The sequence below is a fragment of the Flavobacterium crocinum genome (genome assembly GCF_003122385.1).
GTDB classification, from domain to species: domain Bacteria; phylum Bacteroidota; class Bacteroidia; order Flavobacteriales; family Flavobacteriaceae; genus Flavobacterium; species Flavobacterium crocinum.
The window spans coordinates 2,682,310-2,696,629 of the sequence record NZ_CP029255.1 but is presented as its reverse complement, the minus strand read 5'-3'; the positions used below and the strand labels follow the sequence as shown (position 1 = coordinate 2,696,629).

The window sequence follows — 14,320 nt, the reverse complement described above, 5'->3', positions numbered from 1 at the left end:
GTAAATTTATCATAAAAAATGATTCTCGAAATTTTTTATAAAGTTCTGAAGTGCTTCTTTTGTCTCTTCTTCTATTATTTCTCCTTCGGCATTAATCTTTCCGCGAACTCCCTGAATTAAAAGCTGCGTATTGTCATCAAATTTAGCTTCTAAAGTTTTCATAATCAATAAAAGCTGTTCATGCGCCATTTCGCCTGAAGCCGAAGCTGTTATCAAACCGACCTCTTTATTGGAAAAAATAGTTGTAGAAACGCACCATTCCAATGCATTTTTAAGACTTCCCGGAAGACTAAACACATATTCGGGCGTACAAATCAAAACACCATCTGATTGTTCGATTTTATTTCTGAATGAAATTATTGCCTGTGGAGGATTTTCGGTATCCAAATCCGGATTAAAATGTGGTAACTCTGCTAAATTCTCAAAAATTTCTACATTAAATTCATTATTTAAATGATTCGAAATATAGTTCAGAATTCTAAAATTACTTGAATTATTTCTTGTACTGCCTGTTATAGCGAGTATCTTTATTTTTGGTAAAGGCATTGGTATAAAATATAAATAGTATTTCTAAAGCGATACTTTAAAAATACTATTTATTTGTTAATGTAATTCTCAAACAAAATATAAACCACTTTTATCTGCCCGTTTTAGAATTCACACCTGCTAAATTCCTTGAGTCAACCGACTGTGGCGGAAATTTTTGTTTTTCATTATGCCATAAATAAATTTTTCCTTCTTTATTTACATACATATAATCGTATTTCCAATAAGACGGACCCGCAATTCCTGAATCATCGTTATGATCCTTAGTAAAAACCTGATCTGCATAAAGAAGGATCTCATTGTCCTGATCATCATGAAGTATTCTTACCGGTGGTCCCCAGCTCTTTATCAGTTTCTGCTTGGTCTCTCCAAGCCATTTCTCATTGGTTTTATTGCTGTTGGAGCATGAAATCTGCACAAAAGCAACAACAAGTAAGAGTAATTTTTTTTTCATAAGCAAATCTGGTAGTTTTTGGTTTTAGTGGTAAATTCTTATAAATTTAATACTATTTTATAAAATAAACATAGTTAAAGTTTATTATAATATTAAATCCGATAAAGTGCACAATTTATACGACGAAATACACATCAAGATGTATAATCTTATATTCTACTGATAGAAAGCGAGTTATAAATCTTTGAAAATTGACAAAAATTAACTTTGTATCTTTGCCAACAAGAAAACTATTGAATCGAAAATGCGAATCGACATTATTACCCTTTTACCTGAATTATTAAAAAGCCCTTTTGAGGCCTCAATCATGAAACGTGCTATTGACAAAGGCCTTGTTGAAGTTCATTTTCACAACCTTCGTGATTACAGTACTAATCGTCAAAAAAGCGTTGATGATTACCCTTTTGGCGGTGGAGCCGGAATGGTAATGACAATTCAGCCTATTGATGACTGTATTACACATTTGAAAAGTCAAAGAGAATACGACGAAATAATTTACATGTCACCTGATGGTGAAACGCTGAATCAAAAAATGGCCAATAAAATGTCGATGTATGAAAATATTATCATTTTATGCGGACATTATAAAGGTGTTGACCAAAGAGTCAGAGATCATTTTATTACTAAGGAAATTTCGATTGGCGATTATGTTTTATCTGGAGGAGAATTAGGAGCAATTGTATTATCAGATGCATTAATCCGTTTGATTCCTGGAGTTTTAAGTGATGAAACCTCAGCTTTGACAGATAGTTTTCAGGACAATATGCTTTCAGGACCAATCTACACAAGACCTGCCGATTATAAAGGATGGAAAGTTCCTGAAGTCTTAACCAGCGGACATGCAGCAAAAATTGACAAATGGCGCGAAGACATGGCGTATGAACATACAAAAAACAGACGTCCGGATTTATTGGAAGACAAATAGTACTCAGTGTTCAGTTTTTTTAGTATTCAGTTTTCAGAATTACTACTAACTGGCTCAACAGACTGATTACTAAAAAAGTGAACAATACAAACTACACTTAACTCCTACTCTATCAATATTTTAAAAAATTGGAATTTGGAGTTTTAAAAATTTGGAATTTGCTTTTTTTTACCTACATTTGCACCCGAATTTGACCAACCTCTGGCGAGATCCGTGAATGTTGCTCTAATATAAAAACCATAATTTAAATTATCATGGCAGATTTATTAAAATTCGTTCAGGACGAATTCGTTGCTAAAAAAGATTTTCCAGATTTCGGAGCTGGAGACACAATCACTGTTTTCTACGAAATTAAAGAGGGTGAAAAAACTAGAACTCAGTTCTTTAAAGGAGTTGTTATCCAAAGAAGAGGTTCTGGAATTACAGAAACTTTTACTATTCGTAAAATGTCTGGTTCTGTTGGTGTTGAGCGTATCTTCCCAGTAAACTTACCAGCTTTACAAAAAATCGAAGTGAACAAGAAAGGTGCTGTACGTAGAGCTAGAATTTTCTACTTCAGAGAACTTACTGGTAAAAAAGCTAAGATTAAAGATAAAAGAAGATAATCATTTATCAATCTGTTATAAAAAGACTCGTTTCATATTATTTGAAACGAGTCTTTTTTTTTATAAAACTTCGAATAAAAAATATCTGGCTTCTATTAACTGCGACCAACTCGATACAAAATTAAACATTTTTTTTTACAAAATTAAACCTACAAAAACATAAACAACTAAAAAACAAACAACTTACAAAGACAACATTTAGCTTAATTTATCATTTACATGACGTCTACTGGCCAGTGCTCACCCATTTATTAGTCTAATTTTGCGCGGTCAATTTCTAGTCGTTAGAAGGCAAAAAAAATAAAAACAAAAAAGAAATCCTTCACTGTAAAAAATAAAAAAATGAAAAAACTAGTGTGTTTGATCTTATTAATCCAATTCGGATTTTTAGCTGCACAAACAAAAACAGTTGTAACAATGTACGGCGAAAAAGTACAAATCAACCCCAATTCTCTTACTACCGCTAATAACGGATTAACAGCAACTAATGGGAATATACAACTAGGTGGCACATTAACACAACCCACAACAACAATCAACGCCAGCCCAACTAATACATTTGCCATTTCAGGGCTTCAAAACAGTATTTCTGGCACAGATAATTTAATTGTTTCTGATCCTACAACCGGAGTTTTAAAAACACTTAATCCTTCTTCATTAAACAACGGCTGGTTGCTTAAAGGCAACGTGGGTACTACTTCTAATCCAACTAGTACTACTTCTAATTTTATTGGTACTACAGACAACGCTGCACTTAATTTCAGAATTAATAATATTCATGCCGGATGGCTAGGATTTCAAACAGGCGGACCAGGAACGTCATCCGTATATTTCGGTGTTAACGCTGGTTTGGCTGGAGCTCCTGTAACACCGGGTAATGGAGCATATTCCAACATTGGTATTGGCGATAATGCACTTGCATCTAATTTATCTAATGGAAATATTGGTATTGGTGCTTATGCACTTACAAAGACAAATGCTATGAATAATATAGGAATAGGTCTTTATTCACTTCAAAACAATACAAGCGGTGCTTCAAATATTGGTATAGGCGCCTCCCCTCTTCAGAACAATATATCTGGTACTTTTAATATAGCGATTGGTACTAACGCCGGGACGGTTAATACGACAGGTAGTAACAATATATTTATTGGTAATGCCGCTAACGCAAGTTCTAATGCACTTTCCAACGCTACAGCTATAGGTAATAATGCAAAAGTATCTGCAATTAACAGCATGGTACTAGGCGGGACAGGGACTGATGCTATAAAAGTAGGAATTGGCAATACCGCGCCTTTAAATACCTTACATGTAACACCAGTTACAGGAATAAACCCAGTGCGTTTTGAAGGGTTGCAACAAAGTATTACACCAGCAACAGACATGGTTGTAGTTGCCGATGCGAATGGTGTTTTAAAAACAATGGCTCCCAATCCCTTCTCAGCAAAAGTACCTTTGACAATTCTTACATCACCAGGCATTAGTCCGCTTCCGGCAACTGTAACACAAAATAATTTTATCCGATACCGAATTTTAAGCAATAATCAACTTGAAGTTGATTTTCTATACTCTGCTACAAATGGAGCTGGAGGAAGAGCCGGAAGTGGCGACTATCTATTTTCCTTGCCAGCTGGATTTTCATTTGATTCAACAGAACACCCTGCATATAGTGGACCTACCAATTCTAATACAGAATATACTTATGCAATTAGAGATGTAAAAACAGCTTTTGCTTCAGCAGGATCAAATTATACACCCGCAACCTGTTTCATTGTTCCTTACAACGGAAATCTATTCCGAATTGTTGGTATACTTCAAACCCCGGGAGGTACAGTAGGAAGTAGTACAACACCATTGAATACAAACAATGTTGTTATAGGTGGCAGATTTACAATCACATATACAACTGGTATAACACCTATAGAATAAATCATAAAAACAATAAACTTTCCACAAAAATAACATTGAATTAAATGAGGAGCATCAAATGCTTTTTATTGATTTTCTGTGAAGATTTATAAACGTAGTCAATAAAAATGACAATAGATGATTCATTAACATTTATTACTTAAGACATTACATTTAATGTATTTTAAAGCGATGCTTTATAGAACTTACTGGTAAATGCTAAGATTAAAAACAAAAAAAGATAATCCTTATTGATTTATTATAAAAAACTCGTTTCATTCACTTTAAAACGAGTTTTTTTATGCCTTTTTTTTCAGCCAATATCAAAACCGTAATTTTTTAATATCAAAATCATCGATTTGATAATTTAATAACCACGAAATAACAATCTGATAATTCCGGTATTTCTCCATAAAACTACACCGATTTCGGGCTGTTTTTATTATATTTGCTCCGCTCGTTTTGAGCCGACTATACTTTTCATATCGTCATCTTTTGACGACACGCTTATAAAAAAAAAAAAAAAAAAATGACACAGAATTCAAAAATTTTTTACACCTTAACTGATGAGGCGCCATTATTAGCGACTTATTCTTTGTTACCAATTGTGCAGGCATTTACTTCTACAGCAGGTATCGCTATTGAAACCAGAGATATCTCTTTAGCAGGAAGAATTTTATCAAACTTTCCTGAATCATTGACAGATGCTCAAAAAACGGGTGATGCTCTTGCTGAACTTGGCCAATTAGCTACAAAACCAGAAGCTAACATCATCAAATTACCAAACATTTCGGCATCTGTACCTCAATTAAAAGCGGCTATTGCTGAATTACAATCACACGGATACAACGTACCAAATTTCCCGGAAGATCCTCAAAACGATGCTGAAAAGGAAATTAAAGCAAAATATGCAAAAGTATTAGGTTCTGCTGTAAACCCAGTTTTACGTGAAGGAAACTCTGACCGTAGAGCTCCAAGAGCAGTTAAAAACTTCGCAAAAGCAAATCCGCACTCAATGGGTGCCTGGTCTGCTGACTCAAAAACTAAAGTGGCTTCTATGTCAGGAGGTGATTTTTACGGAAGTGAAAAATCATTGACTGTAAACGAAGCTAATGATGTAAAAATCGAATTTGTTGCTAAAGACGGATCTACAACTGTTCTTAAAGCAAGCACTCCGTTAAAAGCCGGAGAAATTATTGACAGCTCTGTTTTAAGCGTAAATAAATTAAAAGCTTTTGCTGCTGATGTTATCGCTGAAGCTAAAGCTGCAGGCGTTTTACTTTCTGTACACTTAAAAGCTACAATGATGAAAGTTTCTGATCCAATTATCTTTGGCGCTATCGTTGAAGTATATTTTGCAGATGTTTTCAAAAAATACGCTTCTTTATTCGCAGAATTAAATGTTGATACAAGAAACGGCTTAGGTGATATCTACGCTAAAATTGCAGGAAGACCTGAGCAGGCAGAAGTTGAAGCGGCTATCGATCAAGCTATCGCAAACGGACCAGCTTTGGCAATGGTTAATTCTGATAAAGGAATTACAAACTTACACGTTCCTTCTGACGTAATTGTTGATGCTTCTATGCCAGCAATGATTCGTACTTCTGGTCAAATGTGGAACAAAGAAGGAAAAGCACAAGATACATTTGCAGTTATTCCAGACCGTTCTTACGCTGGTGTTTATACAGCAACTATCGATTTCTGTAAAAAACACGGTGCTTTTGATCCAAAAACAATGGGAAGCGTTCCTAACGTTGGATTAATGGCTCAAAAAGCAGAAGAATATGGTTCTCATGACAAAACTTTCCAAATTAAAGGTGATGGTGTTGTACGTGTTGTGGATGCAAACGGAACTGTTTTAATGGAACAAAACGTTGAAGCAAACGATATCTTCAGAATGTGCCAGGCAAAAGATGCTCCTATTCAGGACTGGGTTAAATTGGCTGTAAACAGAGCTCGTTTATCTGATACTCCTGCTGTTTTCTGGTTAGACGAAAACAGAGCTCACGATAGAGAATTGATCGTAAAAGTTCAAAAATACCTTAAAGATTACGATACTACAAACTTAGATATCCGTATTTTAAACCCAATCGCTGCTACTGAATTTACTTTAGACAGAATCATCAAAGGTTTAGATACTATTTCTGTAACAGGAAACGTTTTACGTGACTACTTAACAGATTTATTCCCAATCTTAGAATTAGGAACTTCTGCAAAAATGCTTTCTATCGTTCCTTTAATGAATGGTGGTGGATTGTTCGAAACTGGTGCCGGAGGTTCTGCTCCTAAACACGTTGAGCAATTTACAGAAGAAGGCTATTTACGTTGGGATTCATTAGGAGAATTTTTAGCTCTTGGTGCTTCTTTAGAGCATTTAGGACAAACTTTAGACAACTCTAAAGCGATTGTTTTATCTGAAACTTTAGATCAGGCTAACGATAAATTCTTAGCAAACGATAAATCTCCAGCTCGTAAAGTAGGACAAATTGACAACCGTGGTTCTCATTTCTACTTAGCATTCTACTGGGCTCAGGCTTTAGCTGGTCAAACTAAAGATGCTGAATTGAAAGCGATTTTTACTCCAATTGCTGCTGAATTTGAAGCTAACGAAGCTAAAATCGACGCAGAATTAATTAGTGCGCAAGGGAAAGCTCAAAACATTGGAGGTTACTATCAGCCAACTCCTGAGTTAGTGAGTAAAGCAATGCGTCCTAGCGAAACATTTAACGCAATTATTGCAAAAATCAAATAATTCAGACGCACTCTGTGCATCTACAATAAATACTATAAGGACAACTCTCAACAGTTGTCCTTTTTTTATCTTAACTTATCTTTAACAGTAGTTTCAGAAAAACATTTGGCTAGAATTGTTATCTATGTAAATCAAAATCAATGTAATGATTACAAAAAATACCTGCACATTTTTTCTTTTTATTTTAACGATTTTTAGTTCTTTCTCTCAGGAAAAATTTACTTTAAGCGGTACAATCATTGATAGCAAAAACAACGAAACTCTAATTGGAGTTAATATTTACATACCAAATCTGAAAATTGGAACTACGACAAACGAATACGGATTTTATTCTCTTTCTGCCCCAAAAGGCGAATACGAAATTGAAATCAGTTATGTGGGCTACCAAACCATTCAGAAAACCATTCTTTTAAACCAAAATACGAAAAGCAACTTCTCCATTAGTTCGGGCGAAGAACTTCAGGAAGTCGTAATTACAGACAATAAAGAAAAAGTAAACATTAAGTCGCCCGAAATGAGCGTCAACAAACTCTCTATTTCGACGATAAAAAAGATGCCGGTAGTTTTAGGTGAAGTAGACGTTATAAAATCTATTCTCCTACTTCCGGGTGTAACCAATGCCGGCGAAGGAGCTTCCGGATTCAATGTTCGTGGCGGAGGTGCAGATCAAAACCTGATTCTTTTAGACGAAGCTACGATATTTAATTCATCGCATGTATTTGGCTTCTTTTCCGTTTTTAATCCAGACGCCATTAAAGATTTAAAATTGTACAAAGGCGGTATTCCGGCACGTTACGGCGGAAGAGCTTCTTCTGTTTTGGATATTTACCAAAAAGACGGAAACAGCAAAGAATTTCATATGAATGGAGGAATTGGATTAATTTCCAGTCGTTTGCTTGCTGAAGGTCCAATTGTAAAAGACAAAGGTTCGTTCTTAATTGGCGGAAGAGCTTCATATGCTCATTTATTTCTAAAATTCTCTGAAGAAAACAAAAACAACTCTGCTTATTTTTATGATCTGAACACTAAATTAAGTTACAAACTCAACAATAACAACAACTTATATTTATCCGGTTATTTTGGACGAGATGTTTTTAGTTTAAATAAAAGTTTTACCAATACTTACGGAAATTCGATTCTAAATTTGAGATGGAACCATTTGTACTCTGATAAGCTATTCGCGAATTTGTCCTTAATTTATAGTGATTATTATTACGGACTTGATCTCAATTTTATAGGTTTCAACTGGGATTCCGGAATTAAAAACTACAATATCAAGTACGACTTTAAACATTATCTCTCTGATAAATTAAAACTAAATTACGGTGTAAACGGAACTTACTATCAATTTAATCCCGGAACTATAAAACCTAACGGAGAAGATTCCGGAATTAATCCTGATCAACTGGATAAAAAATATGCTTTTGAACCTTCTGTTTATTTAGATGCCGAAAGTCAGCTTTCTAAAAAAATCAATATTTCTTACGGATTACGCTATAGCCTGTTTTACAGATTGGGCTCCTCAACAATTAATTATTACGAAAACAATCAGGCCGTAACTTTCAATACTGATATGCAGATTTATGAAAAAGGCACTCCCGTTTCCACAAAATATTTTGGCAAAAACAAAGTCATTAAAAGTTATGACAATTTTGAGCCTCGCTTTTCTGTTTCTTATCAGTTAAATGAGGATCAGGCCATAAAAGCAAGTTATAATCGAATGGCTCAGTATCTTCAGTTAGTTTCAAATACTTCTTCTCCAACTCCACTGGATGTCTGGATGCCTAGTGACAATTACATTAAACCTCAGCTTGCAGATCAGGTTGCACTGGGATATTTTAGAAATATTAATAATGGAGCTTATTCTTTTGAAATAGAAACCTACTATAAAGAAATTCAAAACAGGCTCGATTATATTGATGGAGCCGATTTAATTGCCAATAACGCAATCGAACAGGTTATATTAAATGGGCAAATGAGATCTTATGGTCTCGAAATTATGGTAAAGAAAAACAAAGGCAAATTTAACGGTTGGATTGCTTATACTTTATCAAAATCTGAACAGCAAACTCCGGGCAGAACGCCTGAAGAAACAGGAATTAACAACGGACAATGGTATGCTTCGGCTTATGACAAAACCCATAATTTAGCCATAACTTCAGCTTATAATCTAAATGAAAAATGGTCTTTTGGAGCTAATTTTGCTTTACAGTCCGGGCAGCCGGCTTCTTATCCAAACGGACAATATGAATATCTAGGAATTACCGTTCCAAGCTATGGATTACGAAACGAAAACAGACTTCCTGCCTATCATCATTTAGATGTTTCTGCGACTTTGACTCCACGAAAAAATAAAGACCGAAACTGGAAAGGCGAATGGGTTTTTAGTATCTACAATTTGTACAACCGAATGAATGCTGCCTCTATTAATTTCCGTCAAAATGTAGATACAGGAGCCAATGAAGCAGTACAATTATCTATTTTTGGAATTGTTCCGGCAGTAAGTTATAATTTCAAATTCTAAAAAACATGTTATGAGAAAAGTAACTTTAATAATCTTGTTTTTCATATCCCTTTTCCTAACAAGTTGTGAGGAAGTTGTAGATGTTGATTTAGATACAGCGCCGCCAAGATTAGTAATTGAAGCAGCTATCAATTGGGAGAAAGGAGAAAAAGGAGACGAACAGCTAGTAAAATTAACTACTACAACCGGTTATTTTGAAAACGTAATTCCTACTATATCTAATGCAATTGTTTATATAAAAAACAGTCATGACGAACAGTTTAATTTTATAGAAGTTAAGAAAACCGGTCAATATGTATGTACTAATTTCAAACCTGTTATTGGAGAAAAATACACTCTAACTGTAATTAGCAGAGGAAACCGATACATTGCAAGTGAAATTTTACAATCTGTAGCGCCTATTACCCGAATAGAACAAAATAACAATGGTGGCTTTACAGGAAAAGATATTGAAATAAAGGCATTTTACAATGATCCTGCAGATGAAGATAATTTCTATTTGTACAAATATGTATATCCTAATAAAGTGAAATCAACCTTTTATGCAGATGAGGACAAATTCTTTAATGGAAATGAGTTTTTCAGTCTTTCAGATGACGAAGATTTAGTCGTTGGAAATGAAATCGAAATAACCCATTTCGGAATTTCAAAACAATACTATAATTATATGAATATTTTAGTCAGTGTTGCCGGAAGTAATGTTGGAGGTCCTTTTCAGTCTCCTCCTGCAACTGTAAAAGGAAATATTGTCAATGTAACCAATAAAGATAATTATCCTTTAGGTTATTTCTCTCTTTGCGAAACTTACTCGGTTAAGTATAAAATAAATCCTAAATAAAAAATGGAAGCAAAAATTAAAACCGCAATCGAAAAAAAATTAATCGGAAAACATATTGAAATGTCCTTTATTGAAAATAAAACGTTTCAATTGTGGAGTAGTTTTATGCCAAAGCAAAAAGAAATCACCAATAAAGTGGATGCCAATTTATATTCGCTTGAAGTATTTCCTTTAAACTATTTTGATAATTTTGATTCAGGCAGAACCTTTCAAAAATGGGCGGCTGTTGAAGTAACCGATTTCAATACCATTCCGGATGAAATGGAAACTTTGTTAATTCCAAATAGCTTGTATGCCGTTTTTATCCATAAAGGTCCCGCCAGTGAAGGACATAAAACCTATCATACTATTTTTGCAGAATGGCTGCCCAATTCAGAATATACTGTAGATGACAGACCACATTTTGCTGTAATGGACGAAAAATACAAAAAAGACGATCCTGATTCTGAAGAAGAAATCTGGATTCCTATAAAAAACAGAGATTAATTATGATCATTCAAACACTTAAAACACTTTTTAATCGGGATTTAAATGCATTAAAACTTGAGATTGAATCATACAAAAATGAAAGTGCTATTTGGATTATTGATAAAAACATATCCAATTCGGCAGGAAATCTCTGTTTGCATTTGATGGGAAATCTAAATACCTATATTGGAGCAGAAATCGGAAAAACGGGATATGTAAGAAATCGCCCTTTAGAATTTTCTTTAAAAGATATTCCGAGATCTGAATTACTCCAAAAAATCGAAGATATAATTTTAGTGATAAACAATTCGCTTGATTCTTTAAACGAAGCCGATTTAGAAGCTATTTATCCGCAGATTGTTTTTGAAAAAGAAATGACAACCGGATTTTTTCTCGTTCATCTTTCTACACATTTAGCTTATCATTTAGGGCAGATTAATTACCACAGAAGGCTACTGGATTAATCATAGAAACAAAAACAGTAAAATTGTAAAACCTCAACATATGTAAATGTTTTAAAAATTAGAATTACGAAACCTTTGTCTTTTTAATTTTAATTTTTAAAACATGAAACATTTAATTATATGTGCATTATGTTTTTGCACATTTCAAACAAAAGGACAAACGTTCAAAAATCCTGATTCTTTATTTAATCCCAGTCCTTATGGTTTTAGTCATGCTTCTTCTGTAAAAACACCTGGAGAATTAGTTTATATTTCGGGTCAGAGCGGCGGCTTGGGAAAAGACCATATTTTAAGTTCAGACTTTAGAGAACAAGTTCAGACTGCTTTAAAAAACCTGACAACGGTTTTGGATAGTTATCAACTAAAACCGGAAAATGTTATGAAAATTACTGTTTTAATAGTTGACCATTCTGCAGAAAAACTCAAAATATGGGAAGAGGAAATTAGCAAAACATGGAAAAACAAACCTTTTCCTGCCAGCACTTTAATCCCGGTTCCAAGATTAGCACTCGACAAAATGCAGATAGAAGTGGATGCGGTTGCTTTTAAAATCAATTAAACAAACCAATCTCCGGTCAAAGTCTATAACTTTCGTACATTTGCGGCATATTTAAAATCAACTCTAAATGTCTTCACACCATATTGTACGCGACGATCAGGAACCTGCTTTAATAATTGCCAACGGAGCTGCCTGTGACCCCGAATTATTAGGACAATTACTGGAATGGTCTCCTTTAGTAGTTGTGTTAGACTCCGCTATAGAAAGAGTGATTGAACTAGGAATAAAAGTAGATGTACTGTTAGGAGATTTTGACCGTGGATTTGATCCTGAAATCTATAAAACTTCTCAATTTCCAATCGAAATCGTTCATACACCAGATCAGGATAAAACCGATTTAGAAAAAGCTTTTGATTATTTAATCGAAAGAAAAATTCCTGCAGTAAATGTAGTTTGGGCAACCGGAAAACGTGCTGATCATACCATTACAAATCTCACCAATATCGTTCGATACCGTAATTTATTGAAAATTGTTATTCTCGACGATCATTCGAAAATCTTCCTTTTACCAACAAAATTTGAGAAATGGTACACAGCCAAAACTCCAATTTCATTAATTCCAATTGGTGTGGTAAACGGAATTTATTCCACGAATTTAAAATATGAATTAAACGACGATACGCTTACAATGGGTTATAGAACTGGAAGCAGTAATTCTGTCGAAAAAGATGGGATTGTAACTATTTCACATACAAATGGAGATTTACTATTAATGGAGTGTTTTGATTAGAAATACTTAAAGAAATGAACCGTTCCTACGGAACTCTTTTGAAGATCTTCAATTTATTTCAACGGATTAAAATCCATTGCTACAATATTTGCCATTCCTACGGAATTTTCTTAAAAACAGATAGAGCCATTAGGCTCTAATAATTTTGTAGGGCCGGATTTTAATCCGGTTTAAACAATAGCCTCCTAGAATTAAAGAGCCGTAGGCTCGATACATATTCCACAATAAGACAAGCCGTTCCTAAGGAACTTTTTTCTTTCCGTCACCCTTAATTCAACGGATTAAAATCCGTTGCTACAATATTGGTCATTCCTGCGGAATTCTAAAACCAAAAAAGGAATACCTATCTTTGCATCGAAATCAATAAAAATGAAAGCAGACAACACTTCACAAAAAGACAATTTACACCCAAGAAATCTTCATCGTTCACGTTATGATTTTGAGTTACTTATTTCAAATTGTCCTGAATTAAAAGCTTTTGTTTCCATAAACAAACACGGAATTAAAACCGTTGATTTCAACAATCCACTTGCGGTAAAAACTTTAAATAAAGCTTTGCTTCAAACGTATTACGGAATGGAAAATTGGGATATTCCTAAAAATTATCTTTGTCCGCCAATTCCCGGACGTGCCGATTACATACATTATATAGCCGATTTATTAGCGGAAAGCAACCATAATCAAATTCCTGAAACTTCATATGTTTTAGGTTTAGACATCGGAACAGGCTCTAACTTAATCTATCCGATATTAGGAAATTCTATATACAAATGGAGTTTTGTCGGAACAGATATTGATCAAAAGTCAATTGAAAACTGCAGTAAAATTATCGAAGCCAATCCGGATTTAATTGATTCTATTAGTTTACAGCAACAAACAGAACCCCGATTTATTTTCAAAAATATTATTACACCGGAAGATCGTTTTGCTTTCACGATGTGTAATCCGCCTTTTCATGCTTCGGCTGAAGAAGCAAACAAAAGTGCTTCAAGAAAAGTTTCCAATCTTAATCCGAAAGAGAAAAGAAATGGCAATCCTGTTTTAAACTTTGGCGGTCAAAATGCAGAATTATGGTGTAATGGCGGTGAAATCGGATTTATAACTCAAATGATTTACGAAAGCGCCAAATATACTTCGCAGGTTTTATGGTTTACAACTTTGGTTTCTAAACAAGAAAACCTTGCATCGATTTATAAAATCTTGAAAAAAGTTAATGCTGTTTCCGTAAAAACAATTGAAATGTCACAGGGACAGAAAACGAGTCGTATTGTGGCTTGGAGTTTTCTAAATGAAAATGAACAGAAATCTTGGACTTTAAAAAACTTAAATAATCGCGATATGGATTATTTAGAAAAAATATAATAAAGATTTAGTTTCTGCCGAAGAAGATATAAAAAAAGGAAACTCTTACTCACATTCTGAAATCAAAGATAAAATTGAACAATGGAAGAAGAAATAATTTGGTAGACATTACTAAAAATTCTATTCCCATTCACCACTCTAAAAAATTCTATTCTACTGATTTCCAAAACCAAAACTTGATTTTA

At 34.0% G+C, this 14,320-nt stretch carries 13 protein-coding genes; 11 read left to right on the top strand and 2 right to left on the bottom strand.

Translation table 11 applies throughout. The annotated features are described in order from the left end of the window. Positions 1 to 9 precede the first annotated feature (9 nt). A complete protein-coding gene (locus HYN56_RS12095) occupies positions 10 to 546 on the bottom strand; it encodes an NADPH-dependent FMN reductase (RefSeq protein ID WP_109192407.1) in 537 nt (178 codons plus the stop codon). Between the two features lie 91 nt (positions 547 to 637). Further along, positions 638 to 1,000, bottom strand: coding sequence for a hypothetical protein (locus HYN56_RS12090; RefSeq protein WP_109192406.1), 363 nt, complete (start codon positions 998 to 1,000; stop codon positions 638 to 640). Between the two features lie 244 nt (positions 1,001 to 1,244). Here HYN56_RS12090 and trmD point away from each other — a divergent pair, with 244 nt between their 5' ends. The 11 genes from trmD to rlmF all read left to right on the top strand — a co-directional run bounded on the left by trmD (position 1,245) and on the right by rlmF (position 14,135). Beyond that, the gene (gene trmD, locus HYN56_RS12085) at positions 1,245 to 1,925 is read left to right on the top strand and encodes a tRNA (guanosine(37)-N1)-methyltransferase TrmD (RefSeq protein WP_109192405.1); all 681 of its coding nucleotides are present in this window, start codon (positions 1,245 to 1,247) and stop codon (positions 1,923 to 1,925) included. 254 nt (positions 1,926 to 2,179) lie between these two features. Next, positions 2,180 to 2,530 carry a 50S ribosomal protein L19 gene (gene rplS / locus HYN56_RS12080; protein WP_109192404.1) on the top strand — a complete coding sequence of 117 codons (351 nt, stop codon included), beginning with the start codon at positions 2,180 to 2,182 and terminating at the stop codon, positions 2,528 to 2,530. Positions 2,531 to 2,872: 342 nt separating this feature from the next. Beyond that, on the top strand, positions 2,873 to 4,459 hold the full coding sequence (locus tag HYN56_RS12075) for a hypothetical protein (protein WP_109192403.1): 1,587 nt from the start codon (positions 2,873 to 2,875) through the stop codon (positions 4,457 to 4,459). Positions 4,460 to 4,967: 508 nt separating this feature from the next. Continuing rightward, positions 4,968 to 7,190 (top strand): NADP-dependent isocitrate dehydrogenase, encoded by a 2,223-nt coding sequence (locus HYN56_RS12070; protein ID WP_109192402.1) that lies wholly within the window; start codon positions 4,968 to 4,970, stop codon positions 7,188 to 7,190. Between the two features lie 145 nt (positions 7,191 to 7,335). After that, positions 7,336 to 9,714: a TonB-dependent receptor gene (locus tag HYN56_RS12065; protein ID WP_109192401.1), complete on the top strand. Its 2,379-nt coding sequence runs from the start codon at positions 7,336 to 7,338 to the stop codon at positions 9,712 to 9,714. 10 nt (positions 9,715 to 9,724) lie between these two features. After that, positions 9,725 to 10,552 carry a DUF4249 domain-containing protein gene (locus HYN56_RS12060; protein WP_109192400.1) on the top strand — a complete coding sequence of 276 codons (828 nt, stop codon included), beginning with the start codon at positions 9,725 to 9,727 and terminating at the stop codon, positions 10,550 to 10,552. 3 nt (positions 10,553 to 10,555) lie between these two features. Next, positions 10,556 to 11,038 carry a GyrI-like domain-containing protein gene (locus tag HYN56_RS12055; protein WP_109192399.1) on the top strand — a complete coding sequence of 161 codons (483 nt, stop codon included), beginning with the start codon at positions 10,556 to 10,558 and terminating at the stop codon, positions 11,036 to 11,038. A gap of 2 nt (positions 11,039 to 11,040) precedes the next feature. Continuing rightward, on the top strand, positions 11,041 to 11,484 hold the full coding sequence (locus tag HYN56_RS12050) for a DinB family protein (RefSeq protein ID WP_109192398.1): 444 nt from the start codon (positions 11,041 to 11,043) through the stop codon (positions 11,482 to 11,484). A 103-nt stretch (positions 11,485 to 11,587) separates the two neighbouring features. Further along, positions 11,588 to 12,043, top strand: coding sequence for a RidA family protein (locus HYN56_RS12045; RefSeq protein ID WP_109192397.1), 456 nt, complete (start codon positions 11,588 to 11,590; stop codon positions 12,041 to 12,043). Between the two features lie 67 nt (positions 12,044 to 12,110). Continuing rightward, positions 12,111 to 12,773 (top strand): thiamine diphosphokinase, encoded by a 663-nt coding sequence (locus tag HYN56_RS12040; protein ID WP_109192396.1) that lies wholly within the window; start codon positions 12,111 to 12,113, stop codon positions 12,771 to 12,773. A gap of 369 nt (positions 12,774 to 13,142) precedes the next feature. Beyond that, complete coding sequence (gene rlmF / locus HYN56_RS12035) at positions 13,143 to 14,135, top strand: 23S rRNA (adenine(1618)-N(6))-methyltransferase RlmF (RefSeq protein WP_109192395.1); 993 nt, start codon at positions 13,143 to 13,145, stop codon at positions 14,133 to 14,135. The last annotated feature ends 185 nt before the right edge of the window (positions 14,136 to 14,320 follow it).